At 68.7% G+C, this 19,380-nt stretch carries 15 protein-coding genes; 5 read left to right on the top strand and 10 right to left on the bottom strand.

Annotated elements, in window-relative coordinates; translation table 11 throughout:
• Positions 1-3: 3 nt before the first annotated feature.
• From GGQ80_RS11170 to GGQ80_RS11160, 3 genes are all read right to left on the bottom strand, one after another.
• Positions 4-276: an STAS domain-containing protein gene (locus tag GGQ80_RS11170; protein WP_183984810.1), complete on the bottom strand. Its 273-nt coding sequence runs from the start codon at positions 274-276 to the stop codon at positions 4-6.
• Positions 277-318: 42 nt separating this feature from the next.
• The gene (locus tag GGQ80_RS11165; RefSeq protein WP_183984808.1) at positions 319-1,755 is read right to left on the bottom strand and encodes a methyl-accepting chemotaxis protein; all 1,437 of its coding nucleotides are present in this window, start codon (positions 1,753-1,755) and stop codon (positions 319-321) included.
• A gap of 214 nt (positions 1,756-1,969) precedes the next feature.
• Positions 1,970-2,440 carry a hypothetical protein gene (locus GGQ80_RS11160; protein ID WP_183984806.1) on the bottom strand — a complete coding sequence of 157 codons (471 nt, stop codon included), beginning with the start codon at positions 2,438-2,440 and terminating at the stop codon, positions 1,970-1,972.
• Positions 2,441-2,747: 307 nt separating this feature from the next.
• Here GGQ80_RS11160 and GGQ80_RS11155 point away from each other — a divergent pair, with 307 nt between their 5' ends.
• Positions 2,748-3,500 (top strand): FadR/GntR family transcriptional regulator, encoded by a 753-nt coding sequence (locus GGQ80_RS11155; protein ID WP_183984804.1) that lies wholly within the window; start codon positions 2,748-2,750, stop codon positions 3,498-3,500.
• Here GGQ80_RS11155 and GGQ80_RS11150 read toward each other — a convergent pair.
• From GGQ80_RS11150 to GGQ80_RS11125, 6 genes are read right to left on the bottom strand one after another with little or no spacing between them, the layout of a single operon-like run.
• On the bottom strand, positions 3,497-4,882 hold the full coding sequence (locus GGQ80_RS11150; RefSeq protein WP_183984802.1) for an efflux transporter outer membrane subunit: 1,386 nt from the start codon (positions 4,880-4,882) through the stop codon (positions 3,497-3,499). The two genes, GGQ80_RS11155 and GGQ80_RS11150, sit on opposite strands and share 4 nt — an antisense overlap.
• Positions 4,879-6,030 carry an HlyD family secretion protein gene (locus GGQ80_RS11145; protein WP_183984800.1) on the bottom strand — a complete coding sequence of 384 codons (1,152 nt, stop codon included), beginning with the start codon at positions 6,028-6,030 and terminating at the stop codon, positions 4,879-4,881. Before GGQ80_RS11145 ends, GGQ80_RS11150 begins: the two co-directional genes overlap by 4 nt.
• Complete coding sequence (locus tag GGQ80_RS11140; RefSeq protein WP_183984798.1) at positions 6,027-7,685, bottom strand: efflux MFS transporter permease; 1,659 nt, start codon at positions 7,683-7,685, stop codon at positions 6,027-6,029. Before GGQ80_RS11140 ends, GGQ80_RS11145 begins: the two co-directional genes overlap by 4 nt.
• 49 nt (positions 7,686-7,734) lie before the next feature.
• On the bottom strand, positions 7,735-8,985 hold the full coding sequence (locus GGQ80_RS11135) for an arsenic transporter (RefSeq protein WP_343051033.1): 1,251 nt from the start codon (positions 8,983-8,985) through the stop codon (positions 7,735-7,737).
• Positions 8,982-10,100 carry a metallophosphoesterase gene (locus GGQ80_RS11130; RefSeq protein ID WP_183984793.1) on the bottom strand — a complete coding sequence of 373 codons (1,119 nt, stop codon included), beginning with the start codon at positions 10,098-10,100 and terminating at the stop codon, positions 8,982-8,984. Before GGQ80_RS11130 ends, GGQ80_RS11135 begins: the two co-directional genes overlap by 4 nt.
• Positions 10,097-11,377 carry an MFS transporter gene (locus tag GGQ80_RS11125; protein ID WP_183984791.1) on the bottom strand — a complete coding sequence of 427 codons (1,281 nt, stop codon included), beginning with the start codon at positions 11,375-11,377 and terminating at the stop codon, positions 10,097-10,099. The genes GGQ80_RS11130 and GGQ80_RS11125 overlap by 4 nt, the downstream gene beginning before the upstream one ends.
• A gap of 150 nt (positions 11,378-11,527) precedes the next feature.
• On the opposite strand from GGQ80_RS11125, the gene GGQ80_RS11120 reads away from it, so the two are divergent.
• Positions 11,528-13,819, top strand: coding sequence for an FdhF/YdeP family oxidoreductase (locus GGQ80_RS11120; protein ID WP_183984789.1), 2,292 nt, complete (start codon positions 11,528-11,530; stop codon positions 13,817-13,819).
• Here the strand turns inward: GGQ80_RS11120 and GGQ80_RS11115 are convergent.
• The gene (locus GGQ80_RS11115; protein WP_183984787.1) at positions 13,800-15,272 is read right to left on the bottom strand and encodes a DUF4403 family protein; all 1,473 of its coding nucleotides are present in this window, start codon (positions 15,270-15,272) and stop codon (positions 13,800-13,802) included. The two genes, GGQ80_RS11120 and GGQ80_RS11115, sit on opposite strands and share 20 nt — an antisense overlap.
• A gap of 68 nt (positions 15,273-15,340) precedes the next feature.
• Here GGQ80_RS11115 and otsB point away from each other — a divergent pair, with 68 nt between their 5' ends.
• Genes otsB through GGQ80_RS11100 form a run of 3 tightly spaced genes read left to right on the top strand, consistent with a single transcriptional unit; the run spans position 15,341 to position 19,274 of the window.
• Positions 15,341-16,114 carry a trehalose-phosphatase gene (gene otsB, locus GGQ80_RS11110; RefSeq protein WP_183985128.1) on the top strand — a complete coding sequence of 258 codons (774 nt, stop codon included), beginning with the start codon at positions 15,341-15,343 and terminating at the stop codon, positions 16,112-16,114.
• A complete protein-coding gene (locus GGQ80_RS11105) occupies positions 16,111-17,892 on the top strand; it encodes a glycoside hydrolase family 15 protein (RefSeq protein WP_183984785.1) in 1,782 nt (593 codons plus the stop codon). Before otsB ends, GGQ80_RS11105 begins: the two co-directional genes overlap by 4 nt.
• Positions 17,889-19,274 (top strand): alpha,alpha-trehalose-phosphate synthase (UDP-forming), encoded by a 1,386-nt coding sequence (locus GGQ80_RS11100; RefSeq protein ID WP_183984783.1) that lies wholly within the window; start codon positions 17,889-17,891, stop codon positions 19,272-19,274. Before GGQ80_RS11105 ends, GGQ80_RS11100 begins: the two co-directional genes overlap by 4 nt.
• Positions 19,275-19,380: the final 106 nt, after the last annotated feature.

Genomic DNA, 19,380 nt, shown 5'->3' with positions numbered 1-19,380 from the left:
CCCTCAGCCGACCGGCTCGAGGATCGCGCCAAGCCCCGCCAGCGTCGCCATGTCGACGAGCGGCTGGCTGGGATCGACGATCGCGAACGTCAGCTGCTGGGCCTCGGCCGCCGCCCTCGCGCTGGCGAGCAGCTGAAGGCAGGCCTGGCCGACGCGGACCACTTCGGCGCCATCGATCGTCAGCGGCTGGCGCGTGTCGAGGCGGGCGAGCAGATCATGGCGCAGCTTGGTGGCGGCGGCGGTGTCGAGCGAGGCGCCGAGCTGAAGGGCGGTCATGGCAGCGGTCTTCCGATTGGAGGCGTGGATGGCGGTCGGCCGTCAGAAGGCCGACCAGTCGTCCTCGGCCGCCGCGACCGCCACGGCGGCGCTACCCGAGCGGCGTCCGCCGCCGACGTTGCGCGCGGCCCGGCGCGCCGCTGCGGCTGCCCGGTCCTGCAACTGGTGGACGGCGTTGGACGGTGCCGACACGCTGTCCTGCTTGCCGACCTTGAAGCGCGCGACCTGGCGCGCCAGCTCGTCCGCCTCGGCCGACAGGCTGCGCGCCGCCGCGGTCGCCTGCTCGACCATCGCGGCGTTCTGCTGGGTCACGCCGTCCATCTCGGACACCGCGGTGTTGATCTGCTGGAGGCCCATCGCCTGCTGCTCGGCCGACGACGCGATCGTCGACACCAGCTCGCTGATCTCGGCGATCCGGCCAATGATCCGCTGCAGGGCCTTGCCCGTCTCGCTGACCAGTTCGACGCCGGCGTCAACCTGCTCGGAGCTGGCGAGGATGCGCGTCTTCACGTCCTTCGCCGCTTCCGCCGATCGCTGCGCGAGCGCTCGCACCTCGGAGGCGACGACCGCAAAGCCCTTGCCCGCGTCGCCGGCGCGTGCCGCCTCGACACCGGCGTTGAGCGCCAGCAGGTTGGTCTGAAAGGCGATGCCGTCGATCACCGTGATGATCTCGGAAATCTCGCTCGATCCCCGCTCGATCCCGCTCATCGCATCGACCGCGCGACGGACGACGTCACCCGACTGCTCGGCCTCGACGCGCGCCTCGGCGACGACGCTGTTGGCACGGCTCGCCCCGACAGCCGTCTCGCGGACGGTGGAGGTGATCTGGTCCATCGCCGCCGCGGTCTGCTCCAGGCTGGCCGCCTGCTGCTCGGTGCGCTGCGACAGATCATCCGACGCCTGGCGAATGTCGCCCGCGCCGCTGTTGATCCCGCTCGCGGCTTCCGTCACCGCGCCGATCACGCTGGCGACTTCATCCATGGCCCGGTTGAAGTCGATGCGCAGCCGCTCATACTCGCCCGGGAACGGCGTTTCGGCGCGGAACGACAGGTCGCCCGCGACCAGCTTGCCCAGCCCTTCGGCCAGTGCGCCCACCACCTGATTCTGGGAGACGCGTGCCTGCCGGATCTGCTCCGCGTTGGTCCGAAAGACCTCCATCGCCCGCGAGATGCGGCCGATGCAGTCCTTGAATTCGGTATTATGGATCGGCGTGGTCAGGTCGCCTGCGGCCAGTCCCTCCATGCGAACGACTGTTGCGACATAGGGATCGCTGATCACTTTGCCGGCGAGCCCGAGGATCGCGATGGCGATGGTCGACACGACCGCGGCCGCGGCGACGAAATAGATGCCCTGAGCGGGCTCGGCGAGGCCGGCGGCGAAGGTACACGCCATGCCGCCGGCCGACATCAGCGCCTGCACGATCAGCAGGACCTTGAACTTCAACTTGATCGGGGCGTCTTTTTCGAACCAGCGGAACATTGCCAAACCCTCTTTGGTCTATGCCTCTCCAGGCTCCGGGGGGCGGCAACGTGGCCGAACCCGAAGGACTGCGAACCACTGAAACCTATGTTCCACTATTGAAGATCAGGTTAACCTGAGTTGTGGTTCCTTTTCAGAGATCTTGCGACGTGAAAAAACGGACGACGCGGGATCGCCAGGGGCAGTGTTCTGATCGGCGTCGACGCCTCGCGGGTCAGCCGTCGGGTCGAGGGCTGCGATGGCCGAGGCTGGTGCCGGCGTCGAGCAGCAACGTCACGCCGCGGACATCGCCGACCATCGGCAGCGAAATCCGTCGGGCCATGAAATAGGAACCCGGCGCGCTCGCGGGCAGGCCAGGCGGCAACGGGCCGCCCCCTTCGCACCGCACGGAATAGCGCAGCATCGGATCAAGCCCGCACGGCGCCACCATCAGCGGTTCGCAGCGCATCTCGTCGCCCAGATGGAGGCTGACGACGACCGCCAGGCGCAGGTCGCGTGCGACATACAATACAGCAGCCGCCTGCCGACCGTTCATATCGCAAAGCGGATAGACCGTTCCGGTCTGGATGGCATCCTTGACCCTCGACAGCCGTCGCGCCGGCACAGTGCCCTTCTCGCCTGCTCCACTTCGGTCGGCCAACAGTGCGGCTGCCGACATTTCATCTAATTCGATCGCTCGACCCATGGTGGCTCGCTCTCCCGATAACGGCGTCCAATCGCCAGCGGCACGACCTGCGACCGTCCGTAGGACATTTTATACCGTATGTGAATAGTTTGATCGGATAAAATGTTGGAGTTATGGACTCAATATTACCTTTTTTGCTCCCAAGTGTGCCTATAGGCAAAGCGTACGATACCGTGATCAGGTCATATTGCCCCTAGCTTGCAAGACAGTCATGTAGGAGTAATGCGAAGGAGTCACAAAGCCCCAAGGTGGCGGTTCGATGTGGAAGGCGCTTTCCCCCCGCGTTTCAGGGCTTTAAGTCGATCCGATGCTGAATCCCTATGAAGAGGTATCGGACCATCGCGTCGATGCCGATGCCCGCAAATCGGGGCGGCGACTGCGCGGCGCCGTGGCCCAGCATCTGGGTCGGGCCATCGTCACCGGCATCTTCCAGCCGGGCGACATCATGCCCGGAGAGGTCGCGCATGCCGAGGCGCTGGCGGTGTCGCGCGGCGCCTATCGCGAGGCGATCCAGACGCTGATCGCCAAGGGACTGGTCGAGAGCAAACCAAAGGCGGGAACCCGCGTCCAGCCCAGGCACCGCTGGAACCTGCTCGATCCCGACGTGCTCGACTGGGCCTTTGCCGCCATCCCCGATCAACGCCTCGTCCGCAGCCTGTTCGAGTTACGCGAAGCGATCGAGCCGGTCGCCGCCAGGCTGGCGGCGGAGCGCCGCACGAAGCCGGAACTGCGCACGATGCGCGAGGCGCTGGCCACGATGACCCGCCTGACCATCGGGACCGAGGCGGGCCAGCAGGCCGACCGCGAATTCCACGTGTCGATCCTCCATGCCTCGCAGAACGATGCGCTCATCGCGCTCGCGCCGAGCATCTCGGCGTCGATCAGGCTGACGACGCGATTGCGCCAGCGCGAGTTGACGATGCCGCGCGATTCGATCCCCGATCACCGCTCGGTGTACGACGCCATCGCCGATGGCGACAGCGCCGCGGCCACGGTGGCGATGACCACGCTGATCCGGAACGCGCTCAAGGATCTGCAGGAACGGGTTCTCGTCCGCTAGCGCGTGACCGCGGCCACGTCGGCGGGCGACCAGCCGCCGCCCAGCGCCTGGTACAGCTGGACGAAGGCGTTCAGCCGATCCGCCCGTGCCTGGACCAACGTCAGCTCGGCGGTCAGCAGACCGCGTTGCGCATCGAGCTGGTCGATGTACGACGAATAGCCGGCGCGATAGCGATTGCTGGCGTTACGCAGCGCCCCGGCGAGCGCCTGCCGCTGCGCCTCCAGCGCGGCGGCCTGCTGGCCCGACCGCAGCACCCCCGCCAGGTTATCGTCGACCTCGCGAAACGCGGTCAGCGCCGCACGGCGATAGGCGAACGCCGCCTGGTCGCGTCGTGCCGTCGCCGCGCTCGCCTGTGCCCGCAGCCGCCCGCCGTCGAACAGCGGCGACAGGATGCTGCCGCCGATCGAGAACACCCCGATCGGATTTGCCAGCGCGGTCGACAGCACCACGCCCGCCGATCCGGTCAGCGACAATCCCGGCAGCAGCGCCGCGCGCGCGCTGTCGAGGCTGCGATCGGCGGCGACCAAAGTCTGCTCGGCCTGGTACAGGTCGGGCCGCCTGCGCAGCAGATCGGCGGGCAGACCATTTGGCACCACGGGCACCACGAAGCGGTCGAGCGGCAATCCGCGCGGGATCGGGCCGGGATTGTCGCCCATCAACAGGCTCAGCGCGTTCTCCTGCCGTGCCACCGCCAGCTCGGCGGCCGGCACCAGCTGCTCGGTCGCGCGATACTCGCCCTCCGCCTGGCGCAGTTCCAGGTTCGAGGTATAACCCGTCTCGGCCCGCCGCCGCGCGATGCGCAGCGCCTCGGCCCGCGCCGCCAGCGTTTCCCGCGCGATCGCCAGCCGCTGGTCGAGCGCGCGCAGGCTGATATAACCCGTCGCCACCTGCGCGGCGATGGCGAGCCGAACCGTGTCGCGCGCACCCTCGCTCGCCAGCGCCTGCGCCCGCGTCGCCCGGTTCAGCGCCCGCAGCCGCCCGAACAGGTCGAGGTCGTAGCTCGCCTGGAACAGCGGCTGGACGCCCAGCGCCGTGCTCGGCGTACCGAACGGGCTGACCGTCTGCCCCTCCGTTGTCGGCACCCCGACGCTGATCAGCGGCGCTCGGTTGGCCCGCGCCAGCCGCTCAGCGGCGCGCGCCTCCTCGACCCGCGCGATGGCGGCGCCGAGGTCGGGGTTGCCCGCCAGCGCCCGCTCGATCAGCCCGGGTAGTACCGGATCGCCGAACGCCTGCCACCACCCCGTCGTGACCGGCGCGCCGCTGCCCAGCTGCGTCCGCCACGCCGGCGGCGGCACGACGGCCGTCGTCGCCGGCGGCACCGGCCGCGGCCCGACACATCCGGCCAGCGCCAGCACAGCGGCAAGAGCTACGACCCGCCTCACCGGATCGTCGGCGCCCCGGCGGTGTCGACGCGCACCTGAACCGACATGCCCGGCCGCAATCGCGCATAGAGCGGCTGGCCCGGATCGATGCGGATACGCACCGCGATCCGCTGCGGCACCTTGGTGAAATTGCCCGTCGCATTATCCGACTTGAGCACCGCGAACTCGGATCCCGCCGCGGGCGAGATTTGCTCGACCCGCCCGGTCAGCCGGGCATCGGCGAGCCCGTCGACGCTGAACGACGCCGGCTGCCCCACCATGATCCGCGCGGTCTGCGCCTCCTTGTAGTTGGCGATCACCCACACCTCGGGCGGCACCAGGAACATCAGCTGCGATCCCGCGGTCACATACTGGCCGACCCGCACGCCGACCTCGCTCAACCGGCCCTTCTCGGGCGCGCGAATGATCGTGTTGGCAAGGTCGATCTGCGCCAGCCGCAGCGCCGCCTCCGCCCCCGATACGCCCGCCGCCTGGCCGCCGCGCCCCACCTCGACGGTGCGGATGTCCTGGCGGGCGATCTCGCGCGCGGCGGTCGCCTGCTGCACCTGTGCCTGCGCCTGGCGAAGCGCCGCCAGCGTCTGGTCGCGCTCGCGCTGCGACACCGAACCATCGGTGACCAGGTCGTCGACGCGCGCCATGTCCGCCTTGGCGCGCATCAGCTGCGCCTGGGCATTGGCGACCGCCGCATCCTGCGCGGTGAAACTCGCCTGCCGGCTGCGCGCCGCCTGCTGGGCGTTGGCGAGCGTCGCCTGCTGTGCCTCGACCTGCGCCTGCGCCTGATCGACCCGCTGGCGATAGATGCGGTCGTCAATCCGCACCAGCGGCTGACCTGCGGCGACATCGGCGAAGTCGCGGACGAACACCTGCGTGACATAGCCCGACACCTGCGGGCTGATGATCGTCACCCGGCCGCGGACATAGGCGTTATCGGTCGACTGATAGGCGCTCGAAAACGGCGGCAGCCGCCACGCCGCCAGCACGGCCAGGACTCCCGCGACCGCAACCAGCGCTAGGATTGCCAGCACCAGCGGACTGTTGCTCGGCGGGCGCCAGCCCGATCCGACCGGTGCCGCCGGTGCGGCCTGCGCCTCGGCGGCCCGCTCTTCGGTAACCGGCTCTACTGCGACGGGGGAACGCGCATCGCTCATGCCGCCGCTCCCTGCCTCGCCGCGCGCCGCTCGCGCCAGCTCCGCCGCATCAGCAGGAACCACAGATAGCCCGACGTAATCCCCGCCAGCATCGCGATCAGCCGGAACACATCGCCATATGCCAAGACATTCGCCTCCCGTGTCGTCGCCTGCGCCAGCAGCGCCGATCCCTCCGCCCGCGCCAGCGCCGGATCGCCGACGACGCGCCCCACTGCTGCGCCGCCGCTAGCGATCCGCTGAGTCACGATCGGATCGGTGGGATCGAGGTTCTGGACCAGCGCGGCACTGTTCGCCTTTTCGCGGATCTGCTGATAGCTGCCCAGCATCGCCGTGCCCGCCAGGCTGCCGATCGAATTGACGATGCCGAACAGCGCGATGAAGCTGATGATATGCCCCGCCCCCTGTTGCAGCGCGCGGGTCATGCCGAATAGCAGCGCCGGCCCCAGGAACAGCGTCGCGGCGAAGGCGATCGTGCCCTGCGTGACGTACAGCTGCGGGGCGCGCGTCAGGCTGGTCGCGTGGCTGTCGACGTAGGCCGCGATCGCCACCAGCGCGATCGCCATCATCACCGGGTGCGTCAGCCGCGTGACGTCGAGCGTGATCGCGCTGACCGCGACGCCGATCGCGGAGGCGACGAAGATGATCGTGAAGAACGGCACCAGCTGATCGTTGTTCTCGCCCAGCAGCGTCAACAGCCCGACGGCGGCATAGGTCTGTTCGGACAGCACGATACGCGCCATGATCGTGACGATGGTGAAGCGCAAGATATCCGCGCTGGCCAGCCACTTGACGTTGAGCAGCGGGTTGGCGCGGTTATGCTCGACCGCCAGCGCCGCTAGGAACAGCGGGATCGCCGCCGCCAGCGCCCAGCCGATCCACGCCGCATTGGTCCACCACACGTAGCGCCCGACCCCCAGCACCGCCGCGAACAGCGCGGTGCTGCTCGCGAACAACGCGAACGTGAGGAAGTCGAGCGGCTCGAACGCCTTCTGCCGCACCGTCGGCGGCAGCCGCAGCCAGGCGACGCCGGCGAAGCTGACCAGCACCATGCCCAGCTCGAACAGATACAGCGTCCGCCACTGCGACATTGCCAGCAGCTCGGGCGAGAACAGCCGCGCCAGCGGCGTTGCGCATTGCGGCACGCCGATGCCCAGTACGACGCCCTTCAACCGCCATTTCGCCGGCAGCGACTGCATCATGTAATAGAGGCACAGGCTCGACAGCGGCGCCCCCGCCATCCCGCTCGCCGCGCGCACCAGAATCGCCGAGGCGAAGCCGTGAACGAACAGATGCGCCGCGGTCAGCGCGACATAGATACCCAGAAAAATCAGCGCGAACGGCCGCAACCCATATTGCTGGCGGAACTTGATCATCAGCAGGTTGATCGACACGTTCGTCATCACATAGACGGTCGGCAACCAGGCGATCTGGACGGGATCGAGCCCCAGCGCACCCTGTAGCGTCACGGTATTGGCGGCGATCAGCGCGTTGCCGAACCCGCCGGTCAGCCCGACGATGATGCCGATCACCGCATAGGCGATCCGTCGCGCATGCGGGTGGTCGGGCGCACCGGGCGAACCGGGCAACGCCGGACGTTCATGCTCGGCGAACGCCCATTCCTCTTCCGCCAGCCATCGCCGAAGCCGCCCGATCATCGGGGAAGCGTAAGCGGTTGCAGCCTATCTGTCCCATCCAAATCCTTCGTCACACCAGCAACCGCACACCCAGCGCCGCGACCAGCGCCACCGGCATCGCCACCGCGCCCACCTTCAGGAAGCGCCAGAAGCCGACGTCCTCGCCCTCGCGCCGGATCACCTGCAACCACAGGATCGTCGCCAGCGACCCCGTCACCGACAGGTTCGGCCCCAGGTCGACACCGATCAGCAGCGCATCGACCACTTCCCGCGGCGGCTGCGCCTGCGCGACCGCGCTGCTCGCGACCAGCCCGGCGGGCAGGTTGTTGACCAGGTTCGACCCCACCGCCAGCAGGCCGCCAGCCCATGCCGCCGCCGCCTTGGGGTCGCTTCCCGCCGCGTCGCGCAGCTGGCCGGCGATCATCGCCACCACGCCGGTCCGCACCAGCGCCTCGACCAGCACGAACAGCCCGGCGACCAGCAGCAGCACGCCCCACGACACCGCCTTCGCCAGCTCGACCGGCGATTGCCGCGCCACCGCCGAAATCAGCAGCGCACTCGCGATCCCCAGCACCGCGGTCGGCAAGCCGAGCGATACGTCGAGGGCGGACGCAACCAGCAGCACCACCACCGTCGCCGCTACCGCCGCCACCGCCAGCTTGCCGGTACGCGTCAGCGCGACCCGCTCCTCCACCGCCGCGCACTCGCCGACGATGCGCGACCGCTCGACCCAGCGCAGTGCCAGGAAGGTCACCACGATCGACGCCACCGACGGCAGCGCGAACGAGGCCAGCCACTGGCCCAGCGGCGGCGTGTGTCCGCCGTACAGCACCAGGTTCGCCGGGTTCGAGATCGGCAGGACGAAGCTAGCCGCATTGGCGACCAGCGCGCACGCGAACAGCAGCGGCAGAGGATCGACCTTCGCCCGCCGCGCGACCGCGAACACCGCCGGGGTCAGCACCACCGCGGTGGCATCGTTCGACATGAACGTCGTCACCAGCACGCCCGCGGCATAGACCAGCGCGAACAGCCACGGTGCCGATCCCCTCGCATGGCCCACCGCCACCGCCGCGATCCAGTCAAACACGCCATGGAGCCGCGCCACCTCGCTTAGCAGCATCATGCCGATCAGGAACAGATAGACGTCGAGCCCCTCGCCCACCGCATGGCCGGCGGCGCCGAGCGGCACCAGCCCCAGCACGACGAGCAGCACCGCGCCCGCGACCGCCCAGATCCATTCGGGCCAGCGCATCGGCCGTCCGATCACGCCCGCAGTGGCAAGTCCCGCGATCCCCCAGGTCGCCAGCGTCGCCGCGCTCACCAGCCGCAGCCATTCTTGTTCGGTCCCAATTGCGTCCCCTCGATCCCCGCTTCCAGCCACGCCCCGATCGCATGGCATTCGCGTCCCGGCGCGACTGGCGGCCAGCGCTTGGGGATCGCATCGGCGCCGCGCACCAGCACGTCGATCGCGTCGCGCTGGCCGGCGCACGTCACCTCGACCCGATGCACGCCCGCCTCGATAGCCGACACGGCGCGCCGCCATAAGCCTTCGGCGTCGCGCACCATCGGCCCGATTCCGCGGCCGTCCACCGCCAGCATCGGCACATCGTCCGATCCCATCACCGTGGCGAGGATCGTCACCGCATCGGGCCGCGGGACCTGCGCGGCATCCGCCGGTCGCGTCACCAGCCGGATATCGCTCGGCGCGACGATCTGGACATGCGGCCAGGCCTCGCCGATCCGCCGGAAGCGCCAGCTCGCCACGCGCCCGTGGAGGCAGACGATCGCATAGCCCGGCCGTCCGCCGTCCTCCTCGATCTGCCCGGTCGATCGGGTCGCGCCATACAGCACGCGGCCGTCGTTCAGCAGCTCGTTGTAATGGGTATGCCCGGTATCGACGAAGGCGACGCCGCCCTGCGCGAAGCCGCTCGCGATCTCGTCGACGTCGGCCGTCAGATCGCCGGGATAGGCGTGCATGAACACCGCCGGCACCTGCCCCGCCGCCTCGGCCCGCGCCAGCTCCTCCGCGATCCGCCGGCGATCATGCTGCGTCAGGCGAAAATCGGGCCCGCCTGCGCCCGCCGACACGACGTCGAGATACAGGCAACGATAGCCACCGATCACCTCGGTCTCGGGCCGATTGGCCTCGGGCACCGCCGCCTCATAGGCGTCGAGATCACCCGGCTCGAAGTCGTGGTCGCCCGGAATGATCCGCCACGGCCGCGTCAGCGGCCGTAGCGTGTCGATCATCCGCGCATATTGCTCGGGCTCGCCATGGTTCGCATTATCGCCGGGGAGGAACACGAAGTCTGCCGACGCGCCGACATGCGCGTTTACCTCCGCCACGATGGCGCGCAGCCGGTCGAGTGACTGCCACCCGTCGGCCGCCTCCAGATGCAGGTCGCCGACATGGACCCAGCACAGCGCTGCGCTCACGCTGCCGCCTCCGGCGTCCCCGCACAGGCGGGACGCAGCGTGCCCGCAAAACCGATCCACAGCAGCAGGCTGACGACCGCGAAGCTGCCGAGGATGTAGAACGCCGCCTGATAGCCGATCGCCTGCGCCAGCCAGCCGCCGATCGCCGGCGACAGGCTTGCACCCACGCCCTGCACCGTCATCACCGCGCCCTGCCCCACGTTGACGCGCCCCGTGCCGCGCAGCAGGCAGGCGACCAACCCCGGCACCGCCACGCTCTGCAAGCCCGCTCCGATGCCGTCGAGCGCCTGCACAGGCCACACGCCCCAATGCTCGATAAAGCTGCCCGCCAGCGCCCCGCGCAGCGGCAGTGCCGCGAACGAGATCAGCAGCACCAGCCAATAGCCGCGCCCCGCCGCCACCTTCATCGCGATCAGGCTGGCGACGATCATCACCGCCTGCGCCACCATCACCGTCGTCGCGGTGAACATCGCCGCATTGCCCTTGCCCGCGCCCACCACGGCGAGCCCGTACAGCGGCAGCATCGCGCCGTTGCCCAGGTGGAAACAGGCCAGCGCCGCGGCCAGGATCAGCATCGGCTTGTTCGACAGCAGGGTGCGAAACCCCTCCGCCTTGCCGCCTTCTTCCTCTTCGCCATCCTTGCCGTCGCCTTCCAGCCCACGCGCGGCGCGATGGTTGATCGCCCGCTCGGGGATCGACAACACCGAAATGATCGCGAGCACCCCGAACGCCGCCGCCAGGAAGAAGATCGCCGGCATGCCGAACTTCCAGCCCAGCCAGCCCGACAGCCCGGCGCCGACCATGTTGCCGGCGTGGTTCCACGCCTGGTTGCGCCCGTTCTGCGCGTTGAATCCCTTCTGGCGAACCACGCCCAGCGTCATTCCCGCCACCGCCGGCCCGATCGCGGCGCCGGCGATCGCGGTCGCGACCTGGCTGACCGTCACCACCGCCCATGATTGCGACCACAGGATCAGGAACGAGGCGAGCACCGTGCAGATGCCGGTGACGACGACGACCCAGCGCTTCTTGTCGGTATGGTCGATGAGGGCCCCGGCGGGCGCCGTCATCAGCATGCCGGCGACGCCGCCCGCGGTCATCACCGTGCCGATCGGCCCCGTCTGCCAGCCGCGCTGTTGCAGGAAGACGCCCAGGAATGGCCCGATGCCCGCCTGCATGTCGGCCATGAAGAAATTGAGCGCCTGGAGCGAGCGCGTCGCCCGCTTGCGATCGTCGGGGCGCGACGGGGGAGCCGCAGCGTCTGCCGGAATCGTCGCCATCGTCCGTCTGCTCCGCTCGATTGTATCAAAATATTGCTGGTGTGCCCGCCCCTAATCCGCAGCATTGATCCAAGTTCCTCGCGCGAATGCGCTTTTGCTTGGCTCCATGCGCAGCCACAAGCGTTTGGGACGAGCGGCGAGGAGGCATGAATGGCACAGAGTGACGACGACACGGTCCGCTACGACGGCTCTGCAGGCGGTTGGGGTTCGGTGAAAGGCATGACGAAGGTGCTGCTGCGCGAGCGCTCTTCGCCCGGGACGCTCGATACGCTGGCCCGTCAGAACAAGGCCGGCGGCTATATGTGCAACTCGTGCGCCTGGGGCAAACCGGCCGAGCCGCACACCTTCGAATTCTGCGAGAACGGTGCGAAGGCGACGATCTGGGACCTGACCCGTGATCGCTGCTCGCCCGATTTCTTCAAGCAGCACAGTGTCACCGAGCTGCGCGGCTGGGAAGATTACGATCTCGAGATGCAGGGCCGCCTCACCGCGCCGATGCGCTACGACGCCGCGACCGATCGCTACGTCGAATGCTCCTGGGCCGACGCGTTCCAGGGCATCGCCGCGGAACTGAAGCAGCTCGATCCGAAATCGGTGATCTTCTACGCGTCGGGCAAGGCGTCACTGGAAACCAGCTACCTCTACGCGCTGCTCGCCCGCGCCTATGGCAACAACAACCTGCCCGACAGCTCGAACATGTGCCACGAGACGACGTCGGTGGCGCTGAAGGAATCGATCGGCTCGCCCGTCGGCACCTGCAAGCTCGACGATTTCGAGCATTGCGACGCGATGCTCTATTTCGGCCAGAATCCCGGCACCAACAGCCCGCGCTTCCTCCATCCGCTCCAGGATGCGGTGAAGCGCGGATGCAAGATCATCGTCTTCAATCCTGTCCGCGAAACCGGCCTGCTGCGCTTCGTCGATCCGCAGAACCCGCTGCAGATGGCGACGCAGAAGCCGACCGACCTTGCCCATATGTATCTGCAGGTGCGTCCCGGCGGCGACATCGCCGCGATCATGGGCCTCGCCAAGCACGTCCTCGCCGTCGATGCCAAGCGGGCTGCGGCGGGCGAGCCGAGCGTGCTCGACCACGGCTTCATCGATCAGCACACCACCGGCTTCGATGACTTCAAGGCCAGGGTCGAGGCGACCGGCTGGGACGAGATCGAGCATCACAGCGGCCTCAAGCGCGCTGACCTAGAGGCCGCCGCCGACGTCTATGTCGCCGCCGAGAAGACCATCGCGGTCTACGGCATGGGACTGACCCAACACGTCCACGGCTCGCAGAATATCCAGACGCTCGTCAACCTGATGCTGATGCGCGGCAACATCGGTCGCCAGGGTGCGGGTATGAGCCCGGTGCGTGGCCATTCCAACGTCCAGGGCCAGCGCACCGTCGGCATCAGCGAAAAGCCCGAACTGGTGCCGCTCGACAAGATCGCCGAGCAGTTCGGCTTCGAGCCGCCGCGCGACGAAGGCCACACCACCGTCACCGCCTGCGAGGGCCTCAAGGACGGCTCCGTCCGCGCCTTCATCAATTTGGGCGGCAACTTCGTGCGCGCCATTCCCGATCACGGCATCATCGAACCGCTGTGGCAGCAGCAGGCGCTGACCGTCTACATCGCGACGAAGCTCAACCGCAGCCACCTCGTCCACGGCAAGGCGTCGTATCTGCTCCCCTGCCTCGCCCGGCCCGAGGAAGACATCCAGGCGTCGGGGCCGCAGTCGGTGTCGATCGAGGACAGCTTCAGCCACATCCACGGCAGCTGGGGAAAGCGCACCCCCGCCAGCGACAAGCTCCTGTCCGAAACCGCGATCGTCGCGGGCATCGCCGAGGCGCTGCTGCCGCCCAATCCCAAGCTGCGCTGGCGCGATTGGACCGGCAACTATGCGCTGATCCGCGATGCCATCGCGGAAACCTATGCCGAGCAGTTCCACGACTTCAACGAGCGGATGTGGGAGCCGGGCGGCTTTTATCGCGGCAACAAGGCGCGCGAGCGGATCTGGCTGACCGAAAGCGGCAAGGCGGAATTCAAGACGCCCACCACCCTCTCCGCGCTCGGCGTCGGCGAGGCGGAGGGGAGGATCACGCTTATCACCATGCGCTCGAACGACCAGTTCAACACCACCATCTACGGCCACGACGACCGCCTGCGCGGGCTCGAGGGCAGCCGCATGATTCTGCTCATCAACCCGCGCGAAATGGCGCGCCGTAACCTTAGGGCCGGCGAGATGGTGAGTCTGGTCGGCGACGCCGGCGACGACACCCATCGCGAGGTCCGTGGGCTGAAAGTCACCCCCTTCGACCTGCCCGACGGCTGCGTCGGCGGCTATTATCCCGAAACCAACCCGCTGGTCCCGCTATGGTATCACGACAAGGCGTCGAAGACCCCCGCGTCGAAGGGGGTGCCGGTACGGATCGTCAGCGAGGGCGGTAGCTGATCGTCGCCGTTCCGCTGGCCTCGACCGGCAGGTAGAGGCCAGCGCCCGTCGGCACGATCCGGCCATGCGTCACGCGATCGATCCTGGCGGCAAGGATGATGTCGCCCAGCCGCTTCGCCGCAATGGCTTGCTTCGCCGACGTCAGTACGCGCGCGTAATCCTTGGCGAAATTCTGGGTCAACGACCCGCTGATCGTCGCCAGCACGGCGGGCGTTGCAAACAGTCCCGCGAGCAGGTCCACCTGCGGCTTGTCGGTGTGGGTCACCGCGCTCAGCTCGCGGAATTCGACGACTTCCGAATTGGGCTCGTTGTACGGCACCGCGGTCAGCCAGACGCGCCCCTTGGCGCTTTCGATCGGCGAATCGGGCGCCTTTGCATCGACATCGACGCCGACCGCGATCCTTCCGCCCTCTGTCGCGAACATCGTGACCTTGCCGAACTGCGCGTCGATCCGCCCGATCTTTGGCGCTACGATCCCGCGCGCGTTCAGCTTGACCAGCGCTTTCAGCAGCACCGGCTCGATCTGCGCATAGTCGGCCAGCACGGGCGTCGCGAAGCTGAATCCCGGCGCCGCCGGCTGGCGCGCCAGGGGCGGTAGCGGCGTCGGTGCGGGATCCGCCGGGCGCTGGCCGACGAACGTCTCGGTCAGCACCTGCGCCGTCGCCACCAGGCGAAGCTTGCCGCCCGACACGCGATAGCCGTCATAGCCCACCTGCTGCGGCGTTACCCGCATCCACACCGGCGGGTCGTCGCCGTTGAGCTGGATCGACGTGAAGGCCCTGGCCCACGCGTTCTCCACCTGCCGCCGCACCTCCAGCCGCTTCAGCTCGCCCGGCAGCGTCCGCTCCAGCTTGGCGACCACCCCCGCCAGCTTGCGATCGGCCTGGTCGGTGAAGGTGACGCGCTGCCCCAACAGGTCGACGCCGGGCGGCTCGCGCCAGTCGTAGCTGATCTGCAGCCGCGCCTTGGGCGTCCAGTCGCGCTGCATGTCGAGCCGCACCACCGCGCGCACGATCGCCGTTCCCGTCGCCGTCTCGCTCGCCACCCCGCCGACGTCGCGCGCGCTCAACCGCGCCCGCACCGGCAGCGTCACGACCAGCCGGTCGCCCGATCCGCGCAGCGTCATCGGCCCGCGCGTCACCTCGCCGACCAGCCGGCACCCCAGCGCTGGCGTCACCTTGCGCTCGCGCCCGAACAGCCGGACCTTCTGCGCGGGAACGCATTTGTCGCGATGCTCGTCGATCGACCACAGCCGCACCGGCACCGCCTGGTTCAGCCCGCGCGCGACGTCGGTCAGCTTCGCCTCGATCGGCACGACGATGGTGGAGGCAGTGTGTGGGATGTCGGGCGGCGTCGTCACCCGCTTGGGCGCGGGCTCCTCCTGACGCCCGCACCCCGCCAGCATCGCCAGCGCAACCGCGGTGCCGATCTTCAACGCGCCATCCTGCGCCATGCCGCGTTCGTCGCTCCAGATTGTTGCTGGAGGGGAACGACCGAGGACGAAAGCGGTTCACACCGATGATGGCGACCGTACCGCTTCGCACCAACCCCAGCACTGCCCTGCCCCCGCCCCCTCCGGGCGTGGCGGGGTTCAGCCTGTTCTTCGACCTCGACGGCACGCTGATCGAGATCGCCGAGACGCCCGACGGCGTCGTCGTCGAGCCGGCGCTGCTCGCCGCGCTGGGCAAGCTGGCCGATCGCCTGCCGGGCCGCGTCGCGCTCGTCAGCGGCCGGTCGCTGGCACAGCTGGACCAGCTGCTCGGTGTCGGCACGACCGGCCGATTGACCCTGGCGGGCAGCCACGGCGCCGAGCTACGCATCCCCGGCGCCGACCATCCCGCTGGCGACCGACCCGCCGCGCTCGACGTCGCCAGCCGCGCGCTCGACGCCTTTGCGCAGCCTCGCGGCCTCCTCGTCGAACGCAAGACGATGGGCACCGCGCTCCATTATCGCCAGGTGCCGGCAATGGCCGACGAGGCGGAGGTGGAGGGCGCCCGCCTCGCCGCGGCGCACGGCCTCACGCTCCAACACGGCAAGATGCTCGTCGAGCTGCGGGCGCCCGGCGACAAAGGCCGCGCCATCGCCGCACTGCTGGAGACGCCCGCCATGGCCGGCACCAGCCCGCTCTTCTTCGGCGACGACGTCACCGATGAGGACGGCTTCGTCGCCTGCACCGATGCCGGCGGCGACGGCGTCCTCGTCGGACCGCCGCGTGCCACCGCCGCTCACTACCGCCTGCCCGACGTCGCCGCCGTCCGCGGCTGGATCGACCGGGCCATCGAGGAATTATCGTGACTGCCGACATGAATCTCTGGCCGATCGGCAATTGCCAGGTTTCCGCCCTGGTCGATCACGAAGGCAGCTTCGTCTGGGGCTGCGTGCCCCGCGTCGACGGCGACCCCGCCTTCTGCGCCCTGCTGGCGGGCGACGAGCCCGACACCGGCTATTGGCGGATCGACCTGGAGGGCCGGGTCACCACGACGCAGCACTATCTACGCGGCACGCCGATCCTCGTCACCCGTCACGAGGACGCGGCGGGCAACGCCGTCGAGATCACCGATTTCTGCCCACGCTTCTCGAACAGCGGACGCCTCTATCGCCCCACCGCCTTCGTCCGCATGGTGCGCCCGGTCGCGGGCTCGCCGCGCATCCGCGTTGTGCTGCGCGTCGCCACCGACTGTGGCCGTCCGACCAGCATCACCCAGGGGTCGAACCACATCCGCTACATGATGAGCGACCAGACGCTGCGGCTCACCACCGACGCGTCGATCGATCGCCTGCGGGCCGAAAACTTCTTCCGCCTCGAACAGCCGCTCCACTTCTTCCTCGGTCCCGACGAAAGCTTCACGGGCATGCTCGGCAACACGCTGGCCGAGATGCTTGCCCGCACGACCGAGGAGTGGCGTCATTGGGTCCGCGGTCTAGCGACCCCGCTCGAATGGCAGGATGTCGTCATCCGCGCCGCGATCACGCTGAAGCTGTGCCAGCACGAAGAGACCGGCGCGATCGTCGCCGCGCTCACCACCTCGCTGCCCGAACACGCCGACAGCGAACGCAACTGGGACTATCGCTACTGCTGGGTCCGCGACGCCTATTACACCGTCCAGGCGCTCAATCGCCTCGGCGCGCTCGACGTGCTGGAGGGATATCTGGAATATCTCCGCAACATCGTCGACGACGCCCGCGGCGGTATCATCCAGCCGCTCTACGGCGTCGCCGGCGAGACGTTGCTGACCGAACGCGTCGCCGAAGGGCTGCCCGGCTATCGCGGCATGGGCCCGGTCCGCGTCGGCAACCAGGCCTATGAACAGGTCCAGCACGACGCCTATGGCCAGATCGTCCTGTCCAACGTCCAGGCGTTCTTCGATCAGCGTCTCTTCCGCATGGCGGGGCTCGAGGACTTCCGCGCGCTCGAACGCGTCGGCGAACATGCCTGGGCGGTGTACGACAAGCCCGACGCGGGCCTGTGGGAGCTGCGCACCAAGGCGCATGTCCACACCTATTCCGCCGCGATGTGCTGGGCGGCGTGCGACCGTCTCGCCAACGCAGCCGAGGCACTCGGCCTCGACGATCGCCGCGACTTCTGGGCTGAGCGCGCCGCGACGATGCGCACCCGGATCGAAGACGCCGCCTGGCGTCCCGACACCCAGCGCATTTCCGCGACCTTTGGCGGCGACGATCTCGATGCCAGCTTGATCCAGTTGCTGGACCTGCGCTTCTTTACCCCCGATGACCCGCGCTTCCAGGGCACGCTGCGCGCCGTCGAGGAAGGCCTCCGCCGCGGCAGCCACATGCTCCGCTACGCCACCGAGGATGATTTCGGCCTGCCCCACACCGCGTTCAACGTCTGCACCTTCTGGCTGATCGAGGCGCTCCACGTCACCGGCCGCAGTGCCGATGCGCGCGTCCTGTTCGAGGAGATGGTGGCGCGGCGCACGCCCGCCGGGTTGCTGTCGGAGGATATCGACCCCGCCAGCGGCGAGCTGTGGGGCAATTATCCGCAGACCTATTCGCTCGTCGGCCTCATCAACTGCGCCGTCCTCCTCTCGCGCCCGTGGAACAGCGTGCGATGAGCCGCCTCGTCGTCATCTCCAACCGCGTCCAGCAGCTCAACCAGGGCCCGGGCGGCAACCAGGGCGGCCTCGCCGTCGCGCTGCTCGCGGCGTTGCGCGAGCGGGGCGGCGTGTGGTTCGGCTGGTCGGGCAACACCACGCCCCAATTCACTGGCGAGATCCGCGACGAGAGCGAGGGCAACGTCAGCACGGCGACGATCGACCTCGAGCCGCAGGATATCGACGAGTATTACAACGGCTTCGCCAACCGCACGCTGTGGCCGCTGTTCCACTTCCGCATCGACCTGACCGAATTCGAGCGCGATTTCGCCGGCGGCTACGCGCGCGTGAACCGCCGCTTCGCCGATACGGTCAAGCCATTGATCGATCACGACGATCTCGTCTGGGTCCACGATTATCACCTGATCCCGCTCGGCGAGGAGCTGCGCCATCGCGGCGTCGCCAACCGCATGGGCTTCTTCCTCCACATCCCCTGGCCGCCATCGGAGCTGCTGACGTCGCTCCCCAGCCATCGGCGGCTGGTGGAATCGCTGTTCGCCTACGACGTCGTCGGCTTCCAGAGCGACGACTGGCTCGACAGCTTCCGCGACTATGTCGTCACCCGGCTCGGCGGCATCGAAGGCGAGAACGGCAAGCTGACCGTCGGCGAGCGCAGCATCTGTGCGATGGTCGCGCCGATCGGCATCGACACCGCCGAGTTCGAGGCGGCAGCCGTCAGCCGCGAGGCCGCCTTCGCCCGCGACCGCATGTATATGTCGGCGACCGGGCGCAGCCTGATCGTCGGGGTCGACCGGCTCGACTATTCCAAGGGGCTCGAAGAACGCTTCCTCGGCTATGAACGCTTCCTGTCGCAGCACCCCGATCGACGCGGCCTGGTCTACATCCTCCAGATCGCGCCGCCGAGCCGCGAAAAGGTCGATACCTATCAGGAAATCCGCGCCACCCTCGACGCGCATTCGGGGCGGATCAACGGCGAATATGCCGACATCGACTGGGTGCCGATCCGCTACGTCAACAAGGGCTATCCCCGCGCCGAGCTCGCCGGCATCTTCCGCGCGGCGCGGATCGGCCTGGTCACACCGCTACGCGACGGCATGAACCTCGTCGCCAAGGAATATGTCGCGGCGCAGAACCCGACCGATCCCGGCGTGCTGATCCTCTCCACCTTCGCCGGCGCCGCGCGCCAGCTGAAGGACGCGGTGCTGGTCAATCCCTATAGTGCCGAGGAATTGTCGGATGCGATCGTCACCGCCCTGACCATGCCGCGCGAGGAACGCATCCGCCGGTGGGAGGCGCTGATCGACAACGTCCGGCGCGAGGACGTCCACTGGTGGTGCGACCGCTTCATCGCCGCGATGGAGCGCGTCGAAGAGGCTGCCTGACCAACAATCCTCCCCCGCCAGGGGGCGGTGGCGCGCCGAAGGCGTGACGGAGGGGGCGGAAGCACCGCGCGATCGTGAGCGGCTCGCCCACCTCCCCCTCCGTCAG

Source organism: Sphingomonas jinjuensis (genome assembly GCF_014197105.1).
Classification (GTDB): domain Bacteria; phylum Pseudomonadota; class Alphaproteobacteria; order Sphingomonadales; family Sphingomonadaceae; genus Sphingomonas; species Sphingomonas jinjuensis.
The sequence above is the reverse complement of the archived record's forward strand: the minus strand, read 5'-3'. Positions and strand labels throughout refer to the sequence as shown.

Coding starts and splice junctions, on each gene's coding strand:
- GGQ80_RS11120 (WP_183984789.1), top strand. CDS start 11,528: ATGGCACAGAGTGACGACGACACGGTCCGCTACGACGGCTCTGCAGGC.
- otsB (WP_183985128.1), top strand. CDS start 15,341: ATGGCGACCGTACCGCTTCGCACCAACCCCAGCACTGCCCTGCCCCCG.
- GGQ80_RS11115 (WP_183984787.1), bottom strand. CDS start 15,272: ATGGCGCAGGATGGCGCGTTGAAGATCGGCACCGCGGTTGCGCTGGCG.
- GGQ80_RS11140 (WP_183984798.1), bottom strand. CDS start 7,685: ATGATCGGGCGGCTTCGGCGATGGCTGGCGGAAGAGGAATGGGCGTTC.
- GGQ80_RS11125 (WP_183984791.1), bottom strand. CDS start 11,377: ATGGCGACGATTCCGGCAGACGCTGCGGCTCCCCCGTCGCGCCCCGAC.
- GGQ80_RS11160 (WP_183984806.1), bottom strand. CDS start 2,440: ATGGGTCGAGCGATCGAATTAGATGAAATGTCGGCAGCCGCACTGTTG.
- GGQ80_RS11170 (WP_183984810.1), bottom strand. CDS start 276: ATGACCGCCCTTCAGCTCGGCGCCTCGCTCGACACCGCCGCCGCCACC.
- GGQ80_RS11165 (WP_183984808.1), bottom strand. CDS start 1,755: ATGTTCCGCTGGTTCGAAAAAGACGCCCCGATCAAGTTGAAGTTCAAG.
- GGQ80_RS11100 (WP_183984783.1), top strand. CDS start 17,889: ATGAGCCGCCTCGTCGTCATCTCCAACCGCGTCCAGCAGCTCAACCAG.
- GGQ80_RS11155 (WP_183984804.1), top strand. CDS start 2,748: ATGCTGAATCCCTATGAAGAGGTATCGGACCATCGCGTCGATGCCGAT.
- GGQ80_RS11145 (WP_183984800.1), bottom strand. CDS start 6,030: ATGAGCGATGCGCGTTCCCCCGTCGCAGTAGAGCCGGTTACCGAAGAG.